Here is a 23,717-nt window from a genome sequence, read left to right as displayed (position 1 = left end):
TTAGACCGCTGGTCTAAGGCTTTCCGCATTATTTCCAAGTAAAATCAATAGCTTTAAGAAAAGCTTTAGCTAAAATGGTATGACCAACGTTATTCGGATGGACACGATCCCAAGCGATGTAGGCAGGGTAGTATGCCTGAAGAACAGGTTCGAAAGCCGCTTGTGTATCCACGAAAAGGGAGCCCGTTTCTTCGGCTATCTGTTTCACGATTGCCCCGTATTGATCCATCTTGGAACGCATGGCATCTTGAGGATTCGGCTCTATGTAAAAGGGTGTCATCAATACAAGCCCTTTGACAAGAGGACGTGTCTGTTCGACTAGCTCCCTTAACGTCTTTTCATAAATTTCAATGCCCACATGCCTTTCCTTTTGATGCGGTACGTCAAAATGCCTCCATACATCATTAATACCGATCATGATAGATAACCAGTCCGGCTTCAAATCGATGACATCCGTTTGCCATCTGGCTTTAAGATCAGGTACGGTATTGCCGCTGGTACCCACGTTAACGGTACGAATTTGAAGCTCTGGATACGTTGCATTGATCAGCCCGTCCACGATAGAAACATAGCCTTTACCTAAAGCTCCGAATAATCCTTCGCCAATCGGTCTTGATCGTTCGCAATCCGTAACGGAATCACCAATCATGACAAGCTTATTGTTTTTTTCAAGTTTCATTATGACTTCTTCCCCCAATTTTTGGTAGTACGTTCGTCCCCTGACTATATTCGATATACAAACAAAAAAACCTCTCGCACCAATCATCAGGATGAAGTAAATCTCCCGATTATAGGTGAAGAGGCTTTGTTATTTTACCTTTTTGGGTTTTGCCTGATCAATCAGCATACGTGTGGCCAGCGGCAGCATGCCGAACCAGCGTGTTTGCCAGCTTTCCCGCTGTTCCTTGCTTATGGCTTTGACCTGCTGTCGAACTTCCCTTGGTGTTTCTATATACGTGACGACTTGCTGTGTTATGTACTTAACCAGATCATCGCTTTTTGCCATATGTCCACCTGCCTTCTATCCCTATTTTAACCACAGAGATAGGAGCTTAAACTTGCAAAAGACAGGTGGAAATAGGGGATTAACCGAGTTTGCCGCCACTCTCCGCAATAATTTTGTCTGCAAAAGATTTAATCGTGCTGCAACCGAGCAGCATCGGTTTATTATCACACTGCAATAACAAGGTATGAGCGTTTGTATCCCACGCATATTGGAATCCGACATTCATGCCAACCACCGTAATCATGAACTTGCCTTGTGCTGCATTAGGAATCGTAAAGCCCTGCTTTCTGCCGACTTGTTGTAAGGATTTGAATACCGAAGACGAAATCCCTCTATACGTCCATGTGCTGCAAGCCGCCATAGGTCATCTCCTCTCTCCCCTTATAGGATCATTAAATTGTATGAACTGAGAAAGCAAATCGTGCTTGTTTCTTTAAAATCCACTGATCATAGCTTAGTTTTACACTTCTATTCACGTTATCCAAGCATACACTAGAGCAAGTAGAGAGAGAGGTGTTGGCTTGGATGTGGAAACAGATGCTGCTGACGGAGCAGCTAGAGATTCAAATGGACGAATCCAATCATCTACTCGAGGTGAGATTGAGCAGAACCGAGCAGGAGGAGACAGCCATCGTTCGATTGAACCATGCTGAACTCATCCAAATCCTGCATACTCTGCTCGAAATTAATCGAAGCTTCCGCGGAGATATCTCCTATTTTCATTCCGTACAAGATCAGATCAAGCCTGAGCTCGATCTCCTAAGATAGCTTTCAACAAAAAAAGCACCTTCGATTCCCACCCTAGGGTGAGATACGATAGTGCTTTTTGATGTTTCAGACGATCTGTTTAATCCCTGTTTAACCCTACAATTGAGGCTAGGAACTTCAAGATATACAAGAAGAGATTAATGAAATCTAGATAAATATTTAATGCTGCGAGTGGAACCTCTTCTGCGGATACACCGTTTCGGTATTGAGCCACATCGTAGAGAACCCAACCACTGAATATCAAGATTCCGATCATCGACCATACTAGATTCATCGCGGAACCAAAGTTAACGAACATACCGACCACACTCATGAGCACAAGCCCAATCGTTCCTGCAAACAAGAAGCCGCCTAAAAAGCTGAAATCACGCTGCGAACGATGAGCATAGAAAGCAAGTCCGCCGAAAATGGCTGCAGTCGCGAAGAACGCGCCAGATACAGCTTTTGCACCCAGTATACCACCATACGCCATAATAACTGGGTACAGAGTAACCCCTGAAATCGCAGTAAATGCATAAAGAAAGCCGTATCCGATATGTTTGCCGCGAACACGAATGATGATTGCTGCCACCAGCATGACTACCTCAGCAATGATGAAAAGCATAATCATCGACGGTGGAACGACAATTGCACCGATCAATGTCCCTAAGAAGGAAACTAGCAGGGAAATAGCAAACGTTTGAAGCACATGAGCAAAACTACCAGAATGTGTAACTGTAATCGTTCTATCCATGAAACATCAGCCCCTTTGTAATGATGTACAATCTATACTATGTATTATACCTAGTTTTCATGAAAGCCGCTATACACCTATGAATTCAAAACATTAGGCTCAATACCATATCCCAAATTTGAATCTTGGGGAGCAATGGATTTGAGAACAGCGTCCACCGTAAACGCTCCATAAGAGTAGGTTGCCCCAATGGATCCTTGGAAAAATAATTGATTGACAAATTCATTTACATTTTCTGTTATATTTTCATTGTTAATCATATTTCGCAAATTGATTTTTCGGTCTAACAGCAGATTAATCTCTGGCTCCAGCAGCTCAGCACTGATAGCAGTTAGAGGGTCTTCTTTCCAAAAAGTATTAATCGCCTGAACGTCTCCCTTAAAGGTCGGTATATAATGTCGGTCATAAATATGCTCCCAGCACTTAACGGGTATCTTCACCGATACGTAGACATCCATATCTTCCTCGTAGGTATCCTCTCCTTCAATTTGATTCTCATCATTTAATTCCGTATTTTTATCAGAGATTTTAAAATTAGGAAGTTTGAACTCCCACTCAAAATCCGTTTCTGCTAGTGTAGGATATTGACCCTCCTCTTCACCTAAATTATCAGGCTTGGCATCTTTCCATTCCGCCCCAACGCGCTTCACGTATTTATCACTTGCGCCCTCGCCATTGCGGTACCAAATGTCTGGATCATATTTGGGTTTATCCCCATCTTTAATTGCGGCTAGACTCTCCGTAATTGCATCTAGTGTATTGGCAATTTCATCATCCAGCTTTTTATTATAGCTTTCTATACGAACAACCTCATGTTGATAAGGGATAGGGAGTCTCTCCAGCTTACGCGCATTCGTATCCAGCTTCAATAAATGTGCGCTAAGCTCGTTTTGCACCGAGTTTTCTCCATCCATTTCGATTTGAGGATCAAAGCCCGAGCCAGGATTGCCTGTTGTTTCTTGAAATCCTGGCGTAATATTATTTCTCAAATTAAGAAGCATGGTTCTCAAATTACCAGCATGTGTCGCGGCTTCATCCATGTCACCACTTTGAACCATGAATCGGTCATAGGCTTCTTTCGTTTGCGTAAATAAATTTTTGGCAGGTGTCATCGCAAGCTTTAATTTCTGGATATTGGTATCTAGTTTTTTCATCGTATCTTGAGAAACGGAATGATCCAGCTGCATTTTTTGTACGCCCGAAGCTGTACGAGCATCTTTCAATCTATCTTCATTATGCTTGTCCGCAAAAAGCTGTGCAGTCCCGTTAGATGAAGAAGTTGGCGGGGTTAACGGAGTAGCTGCACTTGGTGTTTCACCTGCTTCAGGTATCTCGTTCCTATTCAATTCCGCCAAAGCCCCAATCTCATCAGCTTCTTGTTCCAGATCGGGATTGTCGTTCACATCCGTACCTTTGAATTGTCTAGAGGGCTGCACTCTGCCTTGTTTTTGCTGCACAACGTGCCAAGCTTCATGTGGCAGATGCTTCTCATGTCCAGGCCCGATATGAATATCACTGCCCTGTGCATAAGCTAAAGCATTGAGCTCGGAAGGTTTAGAAGAATTATAGTGCACCTTGACATCGTCCATAGACAGTCCAGCAAGGTTTTCGATACCAGATTTTAAATTTGCTGGCATGCCCGTCTGGTTGCTCCCCGTTGACGGAGGAGTCTCTTTCTTCTGTAGAGGGTCTCGCATCTGCATCATTTGCGCAACAGCGCGATTTCCAATCGTTTTTTGGAGCTGCATCATATAAGAAAGTGTCTTAGGGCCCGCAGGGTTATGCGATGATTTGCCTTGATCCGTGTTATGTATCGAGTTATTCGTAACTTTTGATGGATGATCGTGCATTAGAAAACACTCCTTTATCATTAAATGAATAAATCAATTTATGTAAGGGTTCAAATTATTGTAACATATTATGGAAAAAGACGAACAGGGTTTCTTAAAAACAAACCAACCCCTTCAGACGTATCTGAAAGGGTTGGTTTTTGTTTGGTATGCGATCAAGAGGACTCGAACCTCCACGGGGGTAAGCCCACACGGACCTGAACCGTGCGCGTCTGCCAATTCCGCCATGATCGCGTATACGGCTGCTCTATGAACGAAGTCATATTAGCTGCGACAAAACTTAATATAACATGGGAAATGAGAGCTAGTCAACGATACTTTTTACAATTCGTGAATAATTCCTCCCTTCACTCCTAACCCTATTCGCAAAGGAGGAATGACCTATGAATGAGGAAGAAATCAACGCTTTGGAACCGAAATATACAGGCAATCAAAGGCACCTTACAGAAGGTGAAGCTGAAGCCATTGTGCATGATCCGAACTACAAAAGTGAAGATGAGGATGAATCTGGACTAGGATCCATTGCAACCGCAGCTGCCTACGGAGTTTTCCGTAGAACTTAACTAAAATTGCCCTACTTATCCACACGGATTAGTAGGGCGTTTGTTCATACAATTGACCTGAATACATGATAGCTTCGTATACCGTTCTTCCGATCAAGTAACCTAACGCCGTCGCTGTACCTGCGTAACGGTAGGTCTGGCCGCGGCACGTTGAAGCAATAAGTACGGCATCGGTTGTCGTTCCTGTCGCAGGCTGACCCTCAACGAGGATACCTAATGCTTGTAGAGCTGCAGCTTTGGCCTCAGTTGCCGTAATGACAGCATTAACCATGGCCGCATCGGTTAAGCAACCATTGATAACGACAATCGTGTTAATCGTTCCAGGGTAAAAGGAAGCCGCAGGGAGTTCAGCTCCTGCTCTTGCTTTATTCCCCAACCCCACCGTAACCCACGAGCAAACTTGAAGGGGCTCATGCACTGGCTTCATCGCAAGTTTCTGGCCGAATTCGCTGATATCACCGTCTTCGCCCGTTTCCCAGGTTAAGCTGCTGTAGCCAACGTCCTTTACCTTCGCCGCGGTCAGCATACCCGCTGTTTCTTGGGGATTCAAACCCTCACGCCGGATGAATTCGTCCATCTCACGAAGCGGATCAGCTTCATTATACAGCTTGTCCACCTGCCGATTCATCATCACCTTATGCGTGCCGAATCCACCGCCCCACGGCGAAGAATTCAGCGTACGCAGCGGATTTTCGCTGCAAATCCGCAAGTAAGTACTTTGGTGAGAACTAACCAAGTCCATTCGAATACCAGAGATAGGAACCTCCATGGATCCTATCCATGCATCCTTATTCGTCATCAGAAACGCCATCTGGTTCGATGGGATCCTGTGGAAGCATGAATTCAGGAGGTCTTTCGTTCTCGTATGGTTGATAGATATAATTGCGTGCGAGCTTGACTACTTTGCGGTTTTTTTTGCGAATTAACACGCTCTCATCATCCCAAGCAACTACGATTCCACGCACATCATTCGTTGGGCTGACATCCCGAATAACACGCAATAATGTACTCTCAACTCTATATTGATCAAGCTGTTCTTCAGATATCATCATCGTACCTCCAACATTTCATATGTACTTCTTTAGCATACACCAATTCGCATTTAGATCAAACTTTACATAAAACCGCTTTACTGAGGTTAACTTAACTAATGACGAAACAAAGCTAACACAAAAAAGCAAACTTACTCCATGGGAGGTTCTATAGTGGATAAAAAAACGTACTACATCAACGTTGGCACGGGGGAAGTTCTGGAAGACAAAGGAGCACTTAATTTCGAATTCGAGATCTCAGCAACCGAAGAAGAAATTGATAAGCTTCAAGAGCTTTTCGAGGAAACCGATAACTCCTCACAAGGCAGCTACGCAACTTCATGGCTTCCTTGGAAAGTTTATTACTCCAATGAGGTCAATCAGGAATACGATTATTATTTAACTGAAGTATATCGAACCCTGCACAAGCTCGGTTCTGAACAAACGAAAAGGCATATTGAAAGCATGAACATTTTGGAAAATGGAGTCTGAGTCCAAGCTTAAACCACGAAACCAACATCATTTTATATCATAGAAAAAGGCCAACGAATCCTCTTCGGATCCATTGGCCTTTTCCTTATATGGGCATAAATTAACTAACATGTTCCTTCGAATCATTCGTCTCGTACCAGAAATCAAGGACTTTGCTAGACATTACGCGCTTCTGAATATACTCCACTTGTGCGGCAGAGAAATGTTGTTCCCACTCGATTGTCAGTTCGGTGCAGAGCTTTACAATTGTTAACAACTCGGACCATGCTACATATCGTTTGTACCAGAAAAATTGAGGGTGTTCGATCATATACGGATACAGATCATCAAACTCTGTATGTTTACAATCTAGCGCACGTTCAAAATGTGTTTTGGCTTCCCCAAGCTTTGTCATGAAATATTCAATGGAACCATTATCGATACCCATAGATGTCAGCCTCCTCTCATACCATGTACTCATTATAAAGGATAAATCGGTTTGAGGGAAGACATGAACAAATTGTAAAATCAGTTAAAAGTGATTTGGCCATTCGCCAGTGAGGAAATACGAGCTAAAGATTCCACACGAATTCCACGCTCTCTAATCGAGCTTCCACCAGCTTGGAATGATTTTTCTACCGCAATACCGACACCAACAAGTTCAGCTTCTGCTTTTTCAATGATACGAATTAATCCGCGTGCTGCGTCTCCATTTGCGATAAAATCATCGATCAGCAGAACACGCTCGCCTTTGTGAAGCAGATGAGAGGATACCATAATGTCCGTAACAATCCCTTTGGTAAAGGAAGGTACACGTTCACTATATGTATCTTGATCCATGGTCAACGTCTTCTTCCGACGTGCAAATATCATGGGAACCTCAAGATGTAAAGCTGTCGTATAGGCAATCGGAATACCTGACGATTCTACGGTAAGCACCTTATCAGGCTTCGTTTCTCTAAACAATCTTGCAAATTCTTTCCCCATCTCCATGATGAGCACAGGATCAACCTGATGATTCAGTATGGCATCCAGCTTTAGCACTTGATCCGATACGACTACACCGACCTCTAGGATCCGCTGTTTTAACAATTCCATGATTCTAGCCCCCTAAACCTGTCTATTATGAGTAAGTTACCATATTGATGAAGTAGGTTTCAAGTCCCAATTTGTGATTATCCCTGTTTGAAGTGAAACTTTTACTCTGTATAAGGTGTCTATATGTATATAGGGTTCAGCATTTTGAAATTTGTCTACAATTGCTCACATTTGGGTAACTTGATGCATTGAAATAGAACTAGAAAACAGTATGATTAGTAATGTTGCATTTTTCAAACCAATTATTCGGCAGAAAGGATAGATGACGATGAACAACCTGCTTAGACCTATCATGCTTGGCATTGTGCCAGTAGCATTTGCTTCATTACTGTTAGCTGGATGCCAAGAGTCATCTGCTCCTTCCGGACAGCCTACTATAGATCCAACTAACCATGTACAAAATAGCTTGAGTCCAGTTACCACACCCCCTGCGATCGTAGTATCAACTGCGACGGCAGCACCTTCACCAACACCGGAAGACACGGCCAAGCACGAGGCACAAGTTGCTGGCACGTCCAAAACGGATTTAACCGATATCCCGCAATTATCTACAAGTGCGAAGCCAACGGCCAAGCCGAAGATTAAAGCAGAGGATGCGTATCAACAGGAGAAACCAACGTTGATGGGCTTGAAGCTCGGAACGAGTAAGGACGTTGTACTCGAACGTTTTGGGAAGGCGAAGAAACAATTCGTTATGGATGCAGATGAAGACGCCATTCAAGTCTATGACTTCACGGATTTCTCCGTAGGCTTCAATAAGAAGGATGTTCTTGAGTTCGTTGACGTACATTCCACGGAGATTGATCCAGGTCTTCGCGGATTGCGACTCGGTCAGAAAGTGGAAGATGCAATTGCAATTTTAGGCAAACCGGACACTAATTCAACCTATGTTCTCTCCTACAAGTCGCAAGGAACACTGCTCAAGCTCGATATTGATCCGAATGAGAGCACCATCCAATCGATTAAGCTTTTCGCTAACCATTAATTCACAAAGAATACAAAAATAAGACCATGAATGCTCCTCTTATAGGATGACACTCATGGTCTTATTTCATGTGTCTGGGAATCAAACCGCTCTCCGCTTCCGGAATCGGAAGTAAAGGGCTGTTCCAATAATGGCTATAACCGCTATAGTCATTAAGCTTATTCCCATGTATTTATGTATTAATTGGAATAAACCCTCCAAGTTACTGCCAATAAAATGCCCTAATGTTAAAAAGGTTGTACACCACAGCAGTGCTCCTGTACCCGCGAAGAACAAATACTTATAAAACTTGACCCCGCTTACGCCTGACAAATAACAGGTGAAATGACGAACCCCCGGCACGAAATACCCAAAGAAAACAGTCCAGAGCCCATACTTCTTAAACCAGCCTTCAGCCCGCTCAATCCGGTTCGGTGTTAGTTTGAACCATTTGCCATACCGGTAAAGAAAGGGTTTTCCCACACGATGACCGATTAAATAACTAACAACCATCCCTGTCATCGTGCCTGCGTAAATTACAATTAACGTTGTTCCAAAATCAAAGGGACCTCCAGGTGCCGTTAACGAACCCACAAAAGCCATTAGGGTTTCATCTGGTACGGGTACCCCAACGATTCCGGCAGATAGCAAAATATATAAAGCAATATATCCATAATGACTTATGAAATCATATAGAAATTCCTTCACAAAAAACTCACTCCCGCATTGTACTTCGTCTTATTCATTCCCATTTTAGCAGAAACGACAGCTTGCCCCAAGTTCCAGTCATGCGCATGGGATCACGAACATACCTTGTACTATATCAAACGAAAGAAAGCGGGGCAATCTATGCGAACAGGTTCACAGATCGTCCGTGTTGCCTTTACCTACATTGGAACGGTTGTTGGAGCAGGGTTCGCTTCTGGACAGGAGATCCTGCAATTTTTCACACGTTACGGCTGGCTCGCCACGTTGACGATTGCTTTATCCAGCATACTTTTCATATGGATTGGTATTAAACTCATGCTGATGGCTCATGATCTAAAAGCCGCATCTTATGAGGATTTGAATCGTGCCATTTTTGGCCAAAGAATCGGTAACGCCATTAGCTTGTTTATGATGATCGTTCTATTTGGAATTACAACCGTCATGCTCGCCGGAGGCGGAACGGTATTTGAGGAACAGCTGCACCTCTCTTACCAAACAGGACTCTTCGTGACATTGGTGCTCGCCTATTTCGTATTGTCCCGCGGAATTGGCGCCATTATGACCGTGAATTCAATCGTCGTCCCCATCATGCTGCTCTTCAGCCTAGTCATCGTCATTTATACATGGCATTCGCCATCTTCAGGAAACTGGCTGCGCATTACAAGCGATGATCCACTAGAAAAAATATGGTTCGCACCATTCCTCTATACCGCCTTTAACTTAGCGATGGCCCAAGCCGTGCTCGTTCCGATGGGAGCATCTATTCAAAATCGATCTGTTCTATACTGGGGCGGACTGCTTGGCGGTGCAGGCATTGGTCTGCTTCTATTATCAGCACACTACGCACTCTCTGCACAAATGCCAGGTATTGCACAATTCGAAATCCCAATGGGAAATATTATTACCCGACTTGGGTCCGTGCCGCAAGTTGCTTATTTACTCGTTATATACGGTGAAATTTTCACAACCTTTATTGCTGACGCCTACGGCTTGTCCCAGCAGCTTCAGCAGCGCATGAAACTAAACCCGAAGGTTATCCTGATCAGTATCCTGGCGCTAAGCTACGTGATAAGTCAAATTGGTTTCAAAATACTGCTTTCCGCTTTGTATCCCTTATTCGGCTTTATCAGTGTTGTCTGGCTCGTTCTGATGATCTGGCGCAACCGTAACCGTGCGATGTAAGGCACCTGACTGAATAAAACCAAGAACGACAACCAATCGTACAAACAACAGAAGCATGCCCATAGCAGAAATAATGATTCCTGTGAGCAGGTAGGAGAAATGGAAATTGGCAATAACCGTTTGATCTCGCCAAACAGCAAATAACTCGGCTACCAATAGTAAAAGCCCAATGATAAATAATAAAATGACCGCGTAATCAAAGACCGTCCATTTGGAAAAGTATTTGACGGCAATCTCCACCTGACCTGCTGGTTTTGGGGCTGCCGCCTGCTGTTTCCAAAGCTGATGAACCATCCAAGCTGTATATATAGCAACCCCTGTTACAAAAAGGCCCAGCAGGCCACCTATAATGGCTAATAGCATGTTCATAAAGCTGATCCCCCTTCATTCAATCCTTACTTGCTGCTAGCCATGACGCAACCCATAAATGAGAACAAGCGTTAATAGAAAACAGAAGACGGGAAGCGAATAAAGTAAGGGGAGAAGCAGCCAACTTGGAAGACTCATGGCTGGGAGCCAAAACAGCTGGAGACGCTTTTCTCCATCATGACCCTCATCTTCCATGGATGATTTGACCGCTAAAGCTTCCGATGCCCCTTCATTCCATTCGATCTTCCCTTTCTTCCATCCGACCTGATAAGTGATTTCCCGATGGTCTTTCTTCTTATCGCTTCCTGATTCCACTTTCGATTCCTCCATTGTGCACGCTTCTACAAACGAATTAAGCAATTTCCAGGAATTACTCTCGCTGCCGCATCTCGCACGTGGCCGTGACAGGTAAAGAGCAGAACTTGATGCCTGCTGCTTAAGTCTGCAAGAACACGCAAACAGCTCTCCATCCGTTCCTCATCGAAATTGACGAGAATATCGTCCATCACCAGCGGTAAAATAGCCTTTCCAGCATACTCCTCGACGAGTGCGAAACGCATGGATAAGTAGAGCTGCTCTGCCGTTCCCCGACTAAGCTGACTCGTATCAAGCGACTCTCCATTTGCTCGTATTGCCACTAAACGCTGTTCTCCGAATGGTGCTTTGACATGGGTGAATGCACCGTTCGTCATCTTCGCAAAGTAATCCGATGCTCGCAAAAGCACGCCGGGCTGACGTTCATGCTCATAAACATCGCGGGCTTTCTTCATAAGCAGAGAGGCGAAGGAAGCTACGGCATATTGATCTACTTGCTGTCGTATGGTAGCTCGATAAGCTTCAGCTTGGAGAAGATGATCTGCCTGTTCCGATCCTTGCTCCAGCTTCTCAATTTGTCCCGCTAGCTTGCCAACAACCTCTCGAAGTTCATTCGTTTCATGGGCGGCATCGGTTAATTGTCCTTGGAGAGATGCCATTTGAAGTGCGATATCCTCTTCTCCATGGGTTTCCAAAAGCTCGGTGTAGCTGGCAAGTAATGAGCGGCTAAGTAACGTTTCGAGCGAGGATTCCAGCAATGTTTGTTCTTCTGTCAGTTTTCTGCGTTCTTCTTGCTCTCTCTGATGAATACGCAGTTCTTCACCGTCACAGGCTGACGCTTCCTGTAAAAGCTGGTCCAAACGGCCTTGAGTACGCTGCTCGTTGGTCTGTAGAAGCTGCAGCTCTTGCTCGGTTTCCGAATATAGCTGCTCGCCATGCTTTTTCTCCGCAAGCAGCTTCACCTGTTCTTGCTCCTGTTCTTTCCAGCGTTTGAGCGCGAATACGGGCTCTTGACGTACCGCTGGTGAAAGCCGAAGGAGTGAACCGACTGTTTTGTCGTAGTGATCGATGCTTGTTACTAATGTCTCAAGCTTGGACTCCAGCTTATGAAGCTGACGAAGACTTTCCTGCCCTTGCTCAATCGTCTGGATGGTTTCTAGCAGGGCGTCGGCTGATAACTGTGTACTTAGTCCCAGCGATTGCAGCCAATGACTCCAATCCGACTGGAGCTGATCTGACTCCATCACAAGCTGCTCGAAATATCCACTGCGCTGATCTTCTTGCTGCCGAAGAGATTGCAGCATCTCCTTCGTATCCTGCAGCTTCTCTAGCTTACGAAGCTGCTCGCTGCGTTGTTGTTTATTTTGTTCAGCTTCACGCATCCATGCATCTAGTTGAGGCTGGAGTACCTCAAGAGAAATTGATGCGGAACGGCCCGGCTTCAGAGAATCGATAGCAGATGCTGCCGCAGCTTCAACATAGCCCGTTTGCTGCTGGGCAAAAGGCTGGATTTGTTCTTGCAGGCGGCGCTCCAGCAAGCGAAGTTCATCGCTCAGACTTTCATCCCTGATCGGGGATGAAGTCATCGCTCGTGAAGAGCGACTCTCTGTCTCCGCACGATCAGAAACAAGCAAATAGAGCGCAGCACCAGCAAATAAAAGAAAGGCACAGAGAGCCGCCACCCAGCTGCCCTGCCATAACAGCAATAATGGCGTCAAGACGGCCAATAGGCCGGTAATGACAACGATGCGTTGACGTAGTCTCCGTGAGGCCGTTTTGCCAGCTTTCGCTGCTTCTTCCAGACTAAGCTGGAACTGGTTTTCCACAGCATCGCGTTCTTTTTGATGTGCAAGCTCTCTCACAAGCAGCTGCCACCTGGCATAATCTCTCGCTATTTTCTGCAAGGTGGAAGATGGATCTGCTCCTCCCCAACCGGGAGAGGCTGAACCATCTGTTCTTACCCCGCTTTTATGTAAATCGGATTCCAAGCTCCTTACCGTTTCATGGACACGAATGACCTGCTGCTGCAGACTCTCCAACTCTGTTCTGACGCGCAGCTCACTCTCTTGGCACTTGTGAAACCGTCCCTTGTAAGCTCGTACCTGTTCACGCAGGGAAATCGTTACCGAGAAAGAGGCTAAATCTGTCTCCTCCCAGTGAACATCTATCTGTTTAAGCAGCCTGTCTACCTGCGCGCGTTGGTGCTCCTGTTCCACACGCATTTGATCCACGCTGCGTTTATTCTCTTCATATGTGGCTGCTTGCTCCAGCCAATGATTCAGCTCGATCTGATGCTCGAGCAGATCTGGCACAAGCTCTATGGCGCGCAGTTGGCTCGATAGGCTCTCCTGCCTCAGCAGGAGCCGAGCGCGCTCTGCATGGATGCGCTCCAGCTCTGCCTCGAGCGCATCAAGCCTCGCCGAGGCATGCTCGGGGAAGCCCGCCAGCGCAGGCAGCGCCGCAAGCTCCTGGCCGATCTGGCGCAAGCGGATCCATCCGCTGCGCGCCTTGCCGGCCAGGCCAAGCTTGTGCAGCTCCGCGCGCAGCGACTCCTGCTGCCCCTCCAGGGCAGCAATGCGCTCCTCCGCGGAGCGGCGCTCCGCCAGCAGCCGATCGTAGTCGGCTGCTGGGTCCCGGCTGCGGCGCAGCGACTGCTCCAGACCCTCAAGTTCCTTCAGGAGACGGTTCATCTCCTGATTGCGCCCGCGGGGTCTGTATAGGCCGTCGGCCTGCGCCGTCAGCTTGCGCTCGGCCTCCATGATGGCCGAGCCGCTCACACCAAGCCCAGCGCTATACAGATAGCCGCTGAGCTCGTCGGTCTGCAGGGTGCGCAGCTCCTGCAGCTCGGTTAAACCGAAAGCGAACAAGCTGCGGAAGAGGTCGGCCGATAGGCCGCCCAGCAGCGTGTTCAGCAGGTCTTCGCCCCCGGTGGTGCCATCACCGAGGGTGACCTTAACGAGCCCCGCAGAGGCTCGTTTGCCGCCTGCGGCGGGCGCATCATAGCGCTCGACGCGAATGAGCTGACCCTGCTCATCGAGCAGGGTTAGCGCGCCTCCATGGGCGCCGCCGCCCAGCGGCTCATATCGTTCCAACCGGCTCTGACGAGTCGGAAAGCCGAACAGCACCGCGCGGACGAAGCCCATGAGCGTGCTCTTGCCCGCTTCGTTGGCGCCGTAGAACAGCACCAGCGGGCTGTCCGTATCAAGCTGCCGCTCGCGCAGGCTGCCGAAGCCTTGAACCTGCATGGATACGATTCTCATCCATGTCCCCCCCCATCCGCGGACAGCAGGTCCGCGGCTAATTCTTGTGCGGCGCGCAGCCACTCGCGCAGCCGTTCAGGCTCCGCCGCAGCCGGGTCACCGGCTGCTTGCGGCAAGCTCTGCAGCGCGGCCAATGCCTCGCTTGCAAACAAAGCAAGCGCTTCGTCGTCGACTTGCAGCGCAGCCGAATACCGCAGGAGGTCGCCAAGGAAGCTCTTCTCCTGCTGTAAGGCCTCGAGGTCGAGCTCACTTGCCGTTCGGTCCTCGATCGATTCCACCCAGACGAAGCGGCTCCGCTCGGCTTCATCCTCACGCAGCTCGGCGGTCAGCTCCTGTAGAGCCCGCCCTTTACGCAGCAAGCTATGCACCGCGCTACGCCCTTCCAGAACAAGACGGACGACGGCATCTCTCCCGTCCGCCTCTGTCCGAATCCGCTCAAGCTGCTCTCCGAGCCGGTCTTTCAATTCCTGCTCTGTCTGTATGCCTGCCACAGACAGCCGCTCTAGGAACCAACGAACCTGATCCAACGCATGAAAGGTTAGCTCAGCTCGTCCATCCTCAGACATATCGACGATGTAACACCCGCGTGGTCCTGTTTCCCGAATACTTCGACCCTGCAGGTTCCCTGGGTAAACAATCGCTGGCTGCTGATGAAGCACATTCCTCGTATGTACATGGCCTAACGCCCAGTAGTTCATACCCGCTTCAAGCAAATCTTGCTTGCTGCAAGGGGCATAATTATCATGACCGGGATCACCGTCGACATTCGTATGTAATAGGCCGATCTGACAGACGTTTTCTCGGCCTGCTCTAAATTTAACAGCTAAATTATCCGTTACCGCCGAGCTTCGATACGAAATGCCATGAATCTGGGCAATGACGCCGCGATGCGGCTTTTCCACGTTAATCGTCTCCACTTGATCGCACGCAAAAAAATGGACTGCTGCCGGCCAATCTAGTTTCGCGGCACGTCCATCCTCCGGGTCATGATTACCATGAATAATGTAAGTAGGAATTCCCTGCTCAGCTAATTGCTCCAGTGCTTTCTGGAAGCGAATTTGAGCGCGCAAAGAACGATCGGATAAATCATAAACATCCCCACTAATGAGTACAAAATCTACCTGCTCTTGTATCGCTAAAGCCACGAGTTCCTTGAGCGCTTCAAACGTTGATTCTCGTATTCGCTCACGAACCCGTTCAGGCAGCGCCGACATGCCTTTGAACGGACTGTCCAGATGCAGGTCGGCGGCATGCATAAACCGCAGTCGTTTCATCGCTCTAACGCCTTCCTATTCAGCTTTTTTCACTATCCGCACTATCATCGTCATTTGGTTGTACAGCGACTTGATAACTTTCATACACACTTTTCAGCTGCCGCAGTACGCGATTCAATGAGTAGGTTTTCTTCGCCTTTTCCCAAGCAGTTCGTGCCAAATTGTAGCGGAAAGTCGGATCAATGACAACTTTTTCCAAAGCATGGCTAAGCGCCATCGCATCACCAACCGGCACAAGCAAGCCGTTATGTCCATGTTCGATTTGCTCAGCAATCCCTCCGACGTCGGTTCCGATTAGCGCTAACCAGCATAGTGCTGCCTCCGCAAATACAGAGCCGAATGCCTCTGCTCGCGATGGCAGAACAAATACATCGAAGAACGGCATAAACTCTTCTGGATGCAGCATATAGCCGTAGAAAATCGTTTCTTCATAAATATTATGCTGAATCGCCAGCTTCTCAAGTTCTTCTCGGCTTGGTCCATCACCTATAATATGTAAAACGAAGGGATGACCGCGTTTTTTCAGCTCTCCGCAAGCAATCAGCAGCGTATCGAGCCCTTTGGCAGGCACTAAACGGCAAACGGTTATGAACTGCGTAACTGGATTTTCATGTGAAATCGGACGAAAACGCTTTTCATCAAAACCATTTGGAATAACGCCAATCCGTTCACTATCCTGTACATATTCCGCCATATATTGCTTGAACGAGTTAGAGACCGTGATCATCTGATCGACTCTTGCTTCAAGCTCCCCGTAAATTTGAGTTAGGAATTGATGCTCCACGCCATTCTCCTGAATGCGTCCATTCAAAATAAGCTCTCTCTCAAAACTGGAGTGAATGGTCAAGATGACGGGTGTTTCCGGATAAATCTGCTTCATGGCAAGTGCCGCAATCGGATGGTGGGCATGGATGATATCATACTTCTTGGAAATTCTCAGCTTCGTCCACCAAACATAATCCTTGTACGTCTGAATGTATTTATCAACGATCGGGTTTCCGGCATACTTCCGCCAATCAAAAGTGACGAACTCCACTTCCTCAGTACCCTTGCCACGAATCCGCTTAGGTAGCGAAAATAATTCCATTTCCCAGCCTTTTTTATTAAAACGGTCCAATATATAGGGAACCATGGATGACACCCCACCCGGCTGTTCCGGGGGGAAAAACAATGCTTGCAAGATGTTCATTGCATGAGCCCCTCTCCCAAATCCTTGAGCTTACCTTCTTATTGTAACTTGTGTGTGCCGAATAGAAAAGAGAACACCTTCGAGCCTTTACAATCGATTCTATCCCTCTCTCGTATTTTCCTTTATAATAGAGTCATTACATGTCGAAAAACAGGGGATTTTGGAGGAAAGTATGAACGTTGTTGATCTGCTTTTCGGTGATTTAGCTTCATTATTATCGAATGCCATTATCGTTGTCATTGTTGCCCTTATGTTCGTGATCTCTCTTCGATTATTTCTAGACCGTCGCAAAAAAGGCTACATGTCGATGACCATTTCACTAGTTATCGTAGGCATTCATTACATTCTCCAGTTATATTTAACACTTAGCGGCATAGATACTAGTTTAACCGCCTACATGCTGCTAATGCTTAAAATAATTTCCTTCATCCTTATTAATATGGGGATCTATCAGTTATACAATCGCACGAATCGTAAACAGTACATCTTCTTCTATGGCTTAATGATTATGGGTTTAGTTGTTTCTATCCTTCATTTCAGTGTGCCAAATATGTATAACGGCACCCATGAGCAAGTTAGATTGCTTCAGGATATTGGTCTCGAGCTCTATGTATTTGTCCTGATCTTTCTTTGTTTCTATACGATCCCTCCGTACATTGGCCAACAGGTCAAATATCAAATGGCATTGACGGTTTACTTTTTCATTCAATCCGTCCACCTTGTAAATGCCTATATGTATGGGAATGTTCAACCGTTATTATCCATAGCAGCTAATGTCTTACCAATTATTTATTATTTTTTATTGTTTATGCTGTTATTTGAACGTGTCGTAGAGCTTATGCAGGCCATTTACAATTCATCCATAACGGACGGGCTTACCCGTCTATATAATCGCAAATTTTTCTATAATCGCGTTACCCAATATGTTGGGCGGCATTTGCCCGTGTACATACTGTTTAGCGACATTGATAATTTCAAGAAGCTAAATGATACCCAAGGTCATCAGATGGGTGACGATGTGCTCAAGCAGGTTGCGCTGATTATGAAAGAAGAAGCCGAGGAGTGCGGCATTGCAGGCAGGTACGGTGGAGAAGAGATGGTCGTCATGGTCACAGATCCTAGTGTCAAAATGGATGCGTTTGCAGAACGTGTTCGCAGTCGTATCGAAAAGGAGACGATTGTAACCGCAAGTATCGGCTACAGCAAGTATAAGAACGGCCTGAGTGCCGAGGAGCTCATCAAACAGGCAGATGAAGCCATGTATCGAGCAAAAACGAGCGGCAAAAATAAGGTAGTAAGGTATGCCTAATAAATAAGGGAAGTCCCCGGCAGCTATAGGGACTTCCCTTATTTATGGCTAAAAATCCTTGCTTATGTAAGTCTTGTGGATGACTGTTTGCTTATGTCGTGTTGTAATCTTACAAAAGGACAAAAAGAAGAGCGATAACAGCAGGCAACCCCTGTACCAGTAAAATTGACTTTTTCGCTGTTACCCCGCCATACAAAGCAGCAATAATGACACAGATTAAGAAGAAGATCTCAATGGAACGACCAATAGATGCATCAGGATGAACGAGCCCCCAAATAAGACCAGCAGCAAGAAATCCATTGTATAAGCCTTGATTAGCAGCAAGAGATTTGGTTTCCTGGGCTTGTTCCTTCGTCATGCCGAATGCTTTCAAACCGCGAGGTGTCGTCCATAAAAACATTTCCAAAATTAGAATGTAGATATGCTCTATGGCTACGATACCAACAAATAGGGAAGCTAACATGAATACCTCCTCCTTTCACAGTCATTTTACGTTAAAAGATGGCGCTTGGCTACAGAGCAGATTGTCTTTATCTCCCTTCATTCCCGATCACGTTTATACTTACCTCGAAGTAAGCGTCACACCTCCAGGTAACTAAATCACCTATTTGTCAGTTCTTACATAAACCAGGGAATGTCTTTATACTAATAGATAGTACTTATCCCACATTGCACTAGGAGGTTAACAATCATGCAATATCGCAAACTCGGTAACAGCGGTCTCAAAGTCAGTGAAATCAGTCTTGGCAGTTGGCTCACATACGGCGGTTACGTCGGGGATGATCCTGCCGTCCGTTCGATTGAACAAGCTTATGATTTGGGAGTTAATTTCTTTGATACAGCTAACGTATACGAACGTGGTGAAGCAGAAAAAGTGATGGGCAAAGCACTCTCTTCCTATCCACGGGAATCCTATGTTCTAGCCACAAAAGTTTTTAATACGATGGGCGATGGTCCTAATGATCGCGGTTTATCCCGCAAGCATATTAAAGAACAGGCCGAAGCCAGTCTACGTCGACTGAATGCGGATTACATTGATATTTACTATTGCCACCGTTATGACCCTGAAACTCCGCTAGAAGAAACTTTGCGCGCATTGGACGATTTAGTCACACAAGGCAAGGTGCTCTACATCGGTGTCAGCGAATGGACGCCAGCTCAGATTGTTGAAGCTTACGCAATCGCAGACAAGCTTCTGTTAGATAAGCTCATTGTCAATCAACCGATCTACAACCTATTCAATCGCTACATCGAAAAAGAAATTATCCCACTTGGCGAGGCTAAGGGATTCGGTCAAGTTGTCTTCTCGCCGCTTGCACAGGGGCTTCTTACAGGCAAATATCGTGCAGGACAACCCATCGCAGCTGATAGCCGAGCAAGCAGCAAGAATTGGAGCGACAAGCAATTAAACGAAGCTTCATTGAACAAAGTGGCACAATTATCTGGAATCGCCGATGAGCTTGGCATCAAGGTCTCTCAGCTGGCCATTGCTTGGATTCTCAGACAAAACAATGTAGCAAGTGCCCTCGTTGGCGCTAGCCGCCCTGAGCAAGTCGTTGAAAACTGCGCAGCAAGCGGCATCCGCTTGACGGAAGATGTGCTACAAAAGGTGGAAGAGATCCTTCAAGGATAAGAAGTACACCTGATTAGTTTGATGAAAATCCCTTACTACGTGAGGGGTTTTTCTTTTTATGTTCGGATGCTATTTTGGAAACAATGAGCCCTAAAGATTTGAACGGTGCCATACACACGGCGCTAAACAGATCATTCTGGGTGAATAATAGTTGAACCATTGGGAAAATCTGTTTGAAGAGGTGAAGTTGCCCATGTTGATACTTGATTCAATAGGATGAAAAACAGCCATCCAAGATGCATGCATCTCGAATGGCTGTTCACTTACTTATTCATTTCCTTCATGAACGTGCTCTTTGCAAAACGCTTCTACTGCGGCAACTTCATCATCCTCTAGATCAAAATCTAGATAGAGTTGTGTCGTTTTCTCGTAAAGCTCGGATTTCATAATTCCAGACTTTTCCTCTTCCACGTTATAGATCGCTCTGATATATAATCCGCTTTCCGAGTATAATTCGTCATCTTCCTCAACTTCAATATCAATGAGAAACTCATATCGCTGCCCCGTCAATATCTTAAATGGATCTTTCACTAATTCCACAGTGTAACTTGTCATTGTAAACATTGGACCACCCCTTTTTCATCTGCAGGTTATAGTATACCTGAAAATAAGAAAAAAACTAAACTTTCGCGGAAGTATCTTTTCTTTTATTCTCCATCGTTACTCGACTTATGCTGTTTTCGCGACCAGTTTTTAGGATTTAAGTACCGTCTATATTTTCTCGCCACTTCTTTACCAAGAATGATGCCGCCTGTCCAGAACGCAATCTCGCTAACGATGAGAAGACCAGCTATCCAACGAGCAATCCCACCTCCGGTATGAACGAAGAATGGAATCGTAAATGCCGACAAAAGAGCTATCGCAGAGACGACTAGCATTGCAATACCCAGTTTTTTCAAAAAAACAACCCCCTACTATCAACTTCTACCCTACAACTCTACTTGCCTTTTCCAACATTATCAAGTTTTATTGGAAAAGTACTTAGAGCTGGTAGATAATCAAGATAATGTTCACAGGTGGTTTAACATAGTTGATTGACCTGTCGTAAACCATGTGACGTGCTCTGTTATCGGAGTGTATAGCAGAAAGTTTGGTGCGATGGCAGGTAAATAGAAATCTGTTCAAATACTGGTATACAGCTGGTCGAATCCAACTCTGTGGAGTGATTTCGGACATATAAGCTGCTAATCTGCGGATCATAGGGAACGAGCAGCCGCTATTTCGGTGATTATGCCGACTCTGGGCCGGTAAACGGAACGTGGGGGCGCCATTTTGGCGTTTTACCGGTTTCGAAAGCGGGAAATAGAGGCTCCTCGTTCCGCGAAAATCTGGTGAGACCGTGCGCGGGTTGAATTTGGGATGCTCATAGAAGAACTAAGGGTGCGGCTTGCCTGTGATTGTGCCATGAGATGGACGTGCTCCTTTAACGGTGTTTATTGTAGAAAGTTGAGTGCGAGGGCAGGTAGAAAATCAAAAATATGTTCACAGGTGGGTGAACATTAATTGTTTGGCTACTTGGAGAAGAAGCGGCTATATGGAGAATCAACAGACGGTTGAACGGTTTACGGTTAGGGGACTGGAAAAAAGACCGCACAGCCATAAGCTGATGCGATCTTAATTTAAGCCAGATCGGTAAACGATCTATTCGTTACCTAAGGCGCATTCGGTCCAACCTCTGTTACCACCAACGGATGTTTCCCAAAGGACGTGGTTGAAGACCGTTCATCTGCTCCAATATCAGTGGTGGAGCGTGCTTCCCCATCCATATCCTCTGACACATAGGTGTAGGTTCCCACTGCAGCGTTGATTGCCGGACTGCCTGAAGACAATTTTTGCAACCCGTTTACAGTTGTAAGCAATGGATTTATTCCCCAAATTTGGGCAGCCGTCCTCGAACTATTATTGCTTACTGTACTGCCAAACCCAATATTCCCTTCGAATATGGTGTTGGTCGTCACAACTTCATCATAGAGAGTGCCCGTGGAATTTTTCACGATATTATTAGCCACTCTACTGTCTTGAGTAGCATACGTTTTACTGGAACCAACAACAATTCCCGTCGTGCTGTTAACAATCGTATTGTTGACGACTTGCGCTCTGTAAATTTTCCACTGCGCTCTCAAGTCATCAGCCGTTGGATTGGAGGGATACCCACTCGTACCTCCATCGTAATTACCATTGTCAAGAATAATGGCGTTAGCCGTAAGATTCTCCATGTAATTGTTGTATATCTTATGGTCGTTGCCATAAATACGGATGCCCGCTTCTTCCGTTTCTACACCATCGCCAAGGAAGAAGTTTCCTTAAAATGAGTTGTTATGCCCATGTCTTGATGTTAGTCCTCCTTTGGATGTCTTAAAGGTATTGTAACGAACCGTGTTATTACTGCTTTTCACCGAAACGATCTCGGGTTCGCCATCGCAATTCTCAAATAGATTGTACTGTATGGTATTAAACCCATTAGACAAGGAGATTCCCGATAATCCAAGTCGTATCGTTTCTTTGCCATTAGCAACCCATGGCCCCACATCATGAAAGTAATTATATTCGATGACGTCATACTGAGAAATGTTCCCGTTATTATCGCCTTGATAGGCAATAAGAGGGTCCATGTCGCTCTTGGGACCAAAGTCATTATGGTCGATTCGATTATGATGACTATTGACACCGCTAACCTGAAGCCAGATTAGGGTTCCTCCGGTTGCTTGTAGTGCAAATTGATTTCGAGTAACTCGAATATTATTGGATCCATCTAAGAGAAGAGCTGTATTTCCTAAGTTTGTAAATTTAAGCCCCTCGATAACGACATTGGACGAGTTTTGAATTTGGAGAGACGCCCCGCCAGAAATAATTGCCTGCCCTTGATTAGCCGCCTTGATCGTGATGGGGCTGCTCGCTGTGCCGTTTTTGTTGCTCAAGACGAAGGGGCCTGTTTGTGAGTAGGTCCCATTAGCGAGTATGATTGTCGTACCCGCACTCGCATTGCTTAAAGCCGAAGCTAACTCTCCGGATGTGGAAACAGGGACACCAGGTGTAACTGGAACAGTACCATAGATTTCTACCTCATTATAACTGTTCCATGCGTTGACGGAGTTGCCATGTCCAACAATTCGCACATAACGGACTGGCGTTACATCTGGGAAGTCAAATGTCTGTAAGCTTGTATTCAAACTGCTGGTCACGTTGGACTGAACCGTTGTGAAATTCACGTTATCGGTGGATGTTTGAATATCAAAGCTGGAAGTTCTTGTATCCCCGCTTAAAAATGCGATCTTAATGAAGGCGACCTTGACACTGGAACCCAAATCGTACTTGATCCATTGCCCATTGCCGTTAGCAGACCAGCGTGTGGTTAAGCTTCCATCCACCGTGTTAGCAGGCACATTCCCATCATCCGCGCTAGCGGTCACGGAAGACCCGGGGACGGAGAACTTCGCGTCTACGGAAGCGCTTACAGAAATGTCTCCGTAAATTTCAACCTCTGTGTAACTATTCCATGCGTTGACAGAGTTGCCATGTCCAACAATCCGCACATAACGGACGGGGTCTGCATCCGGAAAATCAAAAATCTGCAGGCTTGTATTCAAACTGCTCGTCACGTTAGCCTGAACCGTTGTAAAAGTAACATTATCCGTAGATACTTGAATATCAAAATTGGATGTTCTCGTATCCCCATTTAGAAAAGCGATTTTAAGGAAAGATACTTTTTTAACGGAGCCCAAATCGAAATTGATCCATTGTCCGTCACCACTTGCAGACCAACGGGTCGTTAAGTTTCCGTCCACCGTATTGGCAGGTACGTTCCCATCATCCGCACTCGCCGTCACGCCAGATGTCGCGACCGACAATTTAGCGTCCGCCGCATAACCTGAAAAAGGGATCATGGCAAGAAACAAACTAACCAATAACATGACAATACCTGCTTTTTTTCTTTTTCCCATTCATACATCTCCTTTGATTTCATTTCCTCATCAATCAATCGCTATTAACCTTT

At 46.0% G+C, this 23,717-nt stretch carries 27 protein-coding genes and 1 tRNA gene; 7 read left to right on the top strand and 21 right to left on the bottom strand.

Annotated features, from left to right (window positions below; translation table 11 throughout):
* Positions 1–28: 28 nt before the first annotated feature.
* The 3 genes from GC098_RS36305 to GC098_RS36295 form a co-directional block, all read right to left on the bottom strand.
* Complete coding sequence (locus tag GC098_RS36305; RefSeq protein ID WP_171649192.1) at positions 29–679, bottom strand: SGNH/GDSL hydrolase family protein; 651 nt, start codon at positions 677–679, stop codon at positions 29–31.
* 129 nt (positions 680–808) lie between these two features.
* Positions 809–1,006, bottom strand: a complete 198-nt coding sequence (locus GC098_RS36300) for a YqzE family protein (RefSeq protein ID WP_171649191.1) — start codon at positions 1,004–1,006, stop codon at positions 809–811.
* Between the two features lie 79 nt (positions 1,007–1,085).
* A complete protein-coding gene (locus tag GC098_RS36295) occupies positions 1,086–1,367 on the bottom strand; it encodes a hypothetical protein (RefSeq protein ID WP_171649190.1) in 282 nt (93 codons plus the stop codon).
* A 164-nt stretch (positions 1,368–1,531) separates the two neighbouring features.
* Here GC098_RS36295 and GC098_RS36290 point away from each other — a divergent pair, with 164 nt between their 5' ends.
* Positions 1,532–1,774, top strand: coding sequence for a hypothetical protein (locus GC098_RS36290; RefSeq protein WP_171649189.1), 243 nt, complete (start codon positions 1,532–1,534; stop codon positions 1,772–1,774).
* A gap of 79 nt (positions 1,775–1,853) precedes the next feature.
* Here the strand turns inward: GC098_RS36290 and GC098_RS36285 are convergent, their stop codons facing one another.
* The 3 genes from GC098_RS36285 to GC098_RS36275 form a co-directional block, all read right to left on the bottom strand.
* Entirely contained in the window at positions 1,854–2,507 is a 654-nt protein-coding gene (locus GC098_RS36285; protein ID WP_171649188.1) for a Bax inhibitor-1/YccA family protein, read from the bottom strand.
* 77 nt (positions 2,508–2,584) lie between these two features.
* Positions 2,585–4,357 carry an eCIS core domain-containing protein gene (locus GC098_RS36280; protein ID WP_216625550.1) on the bottom strand — a complete coding sequence of 591 codons (1,773 nt, stop codon included), beginning with the start codon at positions 4,355–4,357 and terminating at the stop codon, positions 2,585–2,587.
* Positions 4,358–4,507: 150 nt separating this feature from the next.
* Positions 4,508–4,591: transfer RNA gene (locus GC098_RS36275), tRNA-Leu, on the bottom strand.
* A gap of 149 nt (positions 4,592–4,740) precedes the next feature.
* Between GC098_RS36275 and GC098_RS36270 the strand changes: the two genes are divergently transcribed.
* Positions 4,741–4,920 carry a hypothetical protein gene (locus tag GC098_RS36270; RefSeq protein ID WP_171649186.1) on the top strand — a complete coding sequence of 60 codons (180 nt, stop codon included), beginning with the start codon at positions 4,741–4,743 and terminating at the stop codon, positions 4,918–4,920.
* Positions 4,921–4,948: 28 nt separating this feature from the next.
* Here the strand turns inward: GC098_RS36270 and GC098_RS36265 are convergent, their stop codons facing one another.
* A complete protein-coding gene (locus GC098_RS36265; RefSeq protein ID WP_246359157.1) occupies positions 4,949–5,719 on the bottom strand; it encodes an adenosylcobinamide amidohydrolase in 771 nt (256 codons plus the stop codon).
* Complete coding sequence (locus GC098_RS36260) at positions 5,709–5,972, bottom strand: hypothetical protein (RefSeq protein ID WP_376774060.1); 264 nt, start codon at positions 5,970–5,972, stop codon at positions 5,709–5,711. The genes GC098_RS36265 and GC098_RS36260 overlap by 11 nt, the downstream gene beginning before the upstream one ends.
* Positions 5,973–6,125: 153 nt before the next feature.
* Between GC098_RS36260 and GC098_RS36255 the strand changes: the two genes are divergently transcribed.
* Positions 6,126–6,443: a hypothetical protein gene (locus GC098_RS36255; protein ID WP_171649184.1), complete on the top strand. Its 318-nt coding sequence runs from the start codon at positions 6,126–6,128 to the stop codon at positions 6,441–6,443.
* A 100-nt stretch (positions 6,444–6,543) separates the two neighbouring features.
* Here the strand turns inward: GC098_RS36255 and GC098_RS36250 are convergent, their stop codons facing one another.
* Together GC098_RS36250 and GC098_RS36245 are read right to left on the bottom strand one after the other, a co-directional pair.
* Entirely contained in the window at positions 6,544–6,870 is a 327-nt protein-coding gene (locus tag GC098_RS36250; protein ID WP_171649183.1) for a hypothetical protein, read from the bottom strand.
* 80 nt (positions 6,871–6,950) lie between these two features.
* On the bottom strand, positions 6,951–7,520 hold the full coding sequence (locus tag GC098_RS36245) for a xanthine phosphoribosyltransferase (protein ID WP_057306883.1): 570 nt from the start codon (positions 7,518–7,520) through the stop codon (positions 6,951–6,953).
* Positions 7,521–7,788: 268 nt separating this feature from the next.
* On the opposite strand from GC098_RS36245, the gene GC098_RS36240 reads away from it, so the two are divergent.
* A complete protein-coding gene (locus GC098_RS36240; protein WP_171649182.1) occupies positions 7,789–8,505 on the top strand; it encodes a hypothetical protein in 717 nt (238 codons plus the stop codon).
* A gap of 81 nt (positions 8,506–8,586) precedes the next feature.
* On the opposite strand, the gene GC098_RS36235 is transcribed toward GC098_RS36240, so the two are convergent.
* Positions 8,587–9,192, bottom strand: coding sequence for a DedA family protein (locus GC098_RS36235; protein ID WP_171649181.1), 606 nt, complete (start codon positions 9,190–9,192; stop codon positions 8,587–8,589).
* Between the two features lie 141 nt (positions 9,193–9,333).
* Here GC098_RS36235 and GC098_RS36230 point away from each other — a divergent pair, with 141 nt between their 5' ends.
* Positions 9,334–10,374 carry a YkvI family membrane protein gene (locus tag GC098_RS36230; RefSeq protein WP_171649180.1) on the top strand — a complete coding sequence of 347 codons (1,041 nt, stop codon included), beginning with the start codon at positions 9,334–9,336 and terminating at the stop codon, positions 10,372–10,374.
* On the opposite strand, the gene GC098_RS36225 is transcribed toward GC098_RS36230, so the two are convergent.
* Genes GC098_RS36225 through GC098_RS36205 form a run of 5 tightly spaced genes read right to left on the bottom strand, consistent with a single transcriptional unit; the run spans position 10,306 to position 16,781 of the window.
* Positions 10,306–10,743, bottom strand: a complete 438-nt coding sequence (locus tag GC098_RS36225; protein WP_171649179.1) for a hypothetical protein — start codon at positions 10,741–10,743, stop codon at positions 10,306–10,308. The two genes, GC098_RS36230 and GC098_RS36225, sit on opposite strands and share 69 nt — an antisense overlap.
* A gap of 36 nt (positions 10,744–10,779) precedes the next feature.
* Positions 10,780–11,058 (bottom strand): hypothetical protein, encoded by a 279-nt coding sequence (locus GC098_RS36220; RefSeq protein WP_171649178.1) that lies wholly within the window; start codon positions 11,056–11,058, stop codon positions 10,780–10,782.
* 26 nt (positions 11,059–11,084) lie between these two features.
* Positions 11,085–14,318 carry an AAA family ATPase gene (locus tag GC098_RS36215; protein ID WP_171649177.1) on the bottom strand — a complete coding sequence of 1,078 codons (3,234 nt, stop codon included), beginning with the start codon at positions 14,316–14,318 and terminating at the stop codon, positions 11,085–11,087.
* The gene (locus GC098_RS36210) at positions 14,315–15,592 is read right to left on the bottom strand and encodes a metallophosphoesterase family protein (RefSeq protein WP_171649176.1); all 1,278 of its coding nucleotides are present in this window, start codon (positions 15,590–15,592) and stop codon (positions 14,315–14,317) included. The genes GC098_RS36215 and GC098_RS36210 overlap by 4 nt, the downstream gene beginning before the upstream one ends.
* Positions 15,593–15,611: 19 nt before the next feature.
* Positions 15,612–16,781 carry a glycosyltransferase family 4 protein gene (locus tag GC098_RS36205; RefSeq protein ID WP_171649175.1) on the bottom strand — a complete coding sequence of 390 codons (1,170 nt, stop codon included), beginning with the start codon at positions 16,779–16,781 and terminating at the stop codon, positions 15,612–15,614.
* 172 nt (positions 16,782–16,953) lie between these two features.
* On the opposite strand from GC098_RS36205, the gene GC098_RS36200 reads away from it, so the two are divergent.
* Positions 16,954–18,090: a GGDEF domain-containing protein gene (locus GC098_RS36200; RefSeq protein ID WP_171649174.1), complete on the top strand. Its 1,137-nt coding sequence runs from the start codon at positions 16,954–16,956 to the stop codon at positions 18,088–18,090.
* Between the two features lie 109 nt (positions 18,091–18,199).
* Here GC098_RS36200 and GC098_RS36195 read toward each other — a convergent pair whose 3' ends face one another.
* Positions 18,200–18,553, bottom strand: a complete 354-nt coding sequence (locus GC098_RS36195) for a DUF1304 domain-containing protein (protein ID WP_171649173.1) — start codon at positions 18,551–18,553, stop codon at positions 18,200–18,202.
* A gap of 228 nt (positions 18,554–18,781) precedes the next feature.
* Between GC098_RS36195 and GC098_RS36190 the strand changes: the two genes are divergently transcribed.
* A complete protein-coding gene (locus tag GC098_RS36190; RefSeq protein WP_171649172.1) occupies positions 18,782–19,723 on the top strand; it encodes an aldo/keto reductase family protein in 942 nt (313 codons plus the stop codon).
* 267 nt (positions 19,724–19,990) lie between these two features.
* Here GC098_RS36190 and GC098_RS36185 read toward each other — a convergent pair whose 3' ends face one another.
* The 4 genes from GC098_RS36185 to GC098_RS40560 form a co-directional block, all read right to left on the bottom strand.
* Entirely contained in the window at positions 19,991–20,287 is a 297-nt protein-coding gene (locus GC098_RS36185) for a DUF6509 family protein (RefSeq protein ID WP_171649171.1), read from the bottom strand.
* 83 nt (positions 20,288–20,370) lie between these two features.
* Entirely contained in the window at positions 20,371–20,622 is a 252-nt protein-coding gene (locus GC098_RS36180) for a transporter suffix domain-containing protein (protein WP_246321092.1), read from the bottom strand.
* A gap of 753 nt (positions 20,623–21,375) precedes the next feature.
* Positions 21,376–21,939: a polysaccharide lyase domain-containing protein gene (locus GC098_RS40565; RefSeq protein ID WP_246359156.1), complete on the bottom strand. Its 564-nt coding sequence runs from the start codon at positions 21,937–21,939 to the stop codon at positions 21,376–21,378.
* A gap of 87 nt (positions 21,940–22,026) precedes the next feature.
* Positions 22,027–23,664, bottom strand: a complete 1,638-nt coding sequence (locus tag GC098_RS40560; RefSeq protein WP_246359155.1) for a discoidin domain-containing protein — start codon at positions 23,662–23,664, stop codon at positions 22,027–22,029.
* Between the last annotated feature and the right edge of the window lie 53 nt (positions 23,665–23,717).

Source organism: Paenibacillus phytorum (assembly GCF_013141715.1).
GTDB lineage: Bacteria > Bacillota > Bacilli > Paenibacillales > NBRC-103111 > Paenibacillus_E > Paenibacillus_E phytorum.
Note: the sequence above shows the minus strand (reverse complement) of the source record. Positions and strands in the feature narration are given on the sequence as shown.

What these genes read in the sequence shown, in the direction of transcription:
- GC098_RS36305 (WP_171649192.1), bottom strand. Translation starts at nt 679, where the DNA reads ATGAAACTTGAAAAAAACAATAAGCTTGTCATGATTGGTGATTCCGTT.
- GC098_RS36300 (WP_171649191.1), bottom strand. Translation starts at nt 1,006, where the DNA reads ATGGCAAAAAGCGATGATCTGGTTAAGTACATAACACAGCAAGTCGTC.
- GC098_RS36295 (WP_171649190.1), bottom strand. Translation starts at nt 1,367, where the DNA reads ATGGCGGCTTGCAGCACATGGACGTATAGAGGGATTTCGTCTTCGGTA.
- GC098_RS36290 (WP_171649189.1), top strand. Translation starts at nt 1,532, where the DNA reads ATGTGGAAACAGATGCTGCTGACGGAGCAGCTAGAGATTCAAATGGAC.
- GC098_RS36285 (WP_171649188.1), bottom strand. Translation starts at nt 2,507, where the DNA reads ATGGATAGAACGATTACAGTTACACATTCTGGTAGTTTTGCTCATGTG.
- GC098_RS36280 (WP_216625550.1), bottom strand. Translation starts at nt 4,357, where the DNA reads ATGCACGATCATCCATCAAAAGTTACGAATAACTCGATACATAACACG.
- GC098_RS36270 (WP_171649186.1), top strand. Translation starts at nt 4,741, where the DNA reads ATGAATGAGGAAGAAATCAACGCTTTGGAACCGAAATATACAGGCAAT.
- GC098_RS36265 (WP_246359157.1), bottom strand. Translation starts at nt 5,719, where the DNA reads ATGACGAATAAGGATGCATGGATAGGATCCATGGAGGTTCCTATCTCT.
- GC098_RS36260 (WP_376774060.1), bottom strand. Translation starts at nt 5,972, where the DNA reads ATGATGATATCTGAAGAACAGCTTGATCAATATAGAGTTGAGAGTACA.
- GC098_RS36250 (WP_171649183.1), bottom strand. Translation starts at nt 6,870, where the DNA reads ATGGGTATCGATAATGGTTCCATTGAATATTTCATGACAAAGCTTGGG.
- GC098_RS36245 (WP_057306883.1), bottom strand. Translation starts at nt 7,520, where the DNA reads ATGGAATTGTTAAAACAGCGGATCCTAGAGGTCGGTGTAGTCGTATCG.
- GC098_RS36240 (WP_171649182.1), top strand. Translation starts at nt 7,789, where the DNA reads ATGAACAACCTGCTTAGACCTATCATGCTTGGCATTGTGCCAGTAGCA.
- GC098_RS36230 (WP_171649180.1), top strand. Translation starts at nt 9,334, where the DNA reads ATGCGAACAGGTTCACAGATCGTCCGTGTTGCCTTTACCTACATTGGA.
- GC098_RS36225 (WP_171649179.1), bottom strand. Translation starts at nt 10,743, where the DNA reads ATGAACATGCTATTAGCCATTATAGGTGGCCTGCTGGGCCTTTTTGTA.
- GC098_RS36215 (WP_171649177.1), bottom strand. Translation starts at nt 14,318, where the DNA reads ATGAGAATCGTATCCATGCAGGTTCAAGGCTTCGGCAGCCTGCGCGAG.
- GC098_RS36210 (WP_171649176.1), bottom strand. Translation starts at nt 15,592, where the DNA reads ATGAAACGACTGCGGTTTATGCATGCCGCCGACCTGCATCTGGACAGT.
- GC098_RS36205 (WP_171649175.1), bottom strand. Translation starts at nt 16,781, where the DNA reads ATGAACATCTTGCAAGCATTGTTTTTCCCCCCGGAACAGCCGGGTGGG.
- GC098_RS36200 (WP_171649174.1), top strand. Translation starts at nt 16,954, where the DNA reads ATGAACGTTGTTGATCTGCTTTTCGGTGATTTAGCTTCATTATTATCG.
- GC098_RS36195 (WP_171649173.1), bottom strand. Translation starts at nt 18,553, where the DNA reads ATGTTAGCTTCCCTATTTGTTGGTATCGTAGCCATAGAGCATATCTAC.
- GC098_RS36190 (WP_171649172.1), top strand. Translation starts at nt 18,782, where the DNA reads ATGCAATATCGCAAACTCGGTAACAGCGGTCTCAAAGTCAGTGAAATC.
- GC098_RS36185 (WP_171649171.1), bottom strand. Translation starts at nt 20,287, where the DNA reads ATGTTTACAATGACAAGTTACACTGTGGAATTAGTGAAAGATCCATTT.
- GC098_RS40565 (WP_246359156.1), bottom strand. Translation starts at nt 21,939, where the DNA reads ATGGAGAATCTTACGGCTAACGCCATTATTCTTGACAATGGTAATTAC.
- GC098_RS40560 (WP_246359155.1), bottom strand. Translation starts at nt 23,664, where the DNA reads ATGGGAAAAAGAAAAAAAGCAGGTATTGTCATGTTATTGGTTAGTTTG.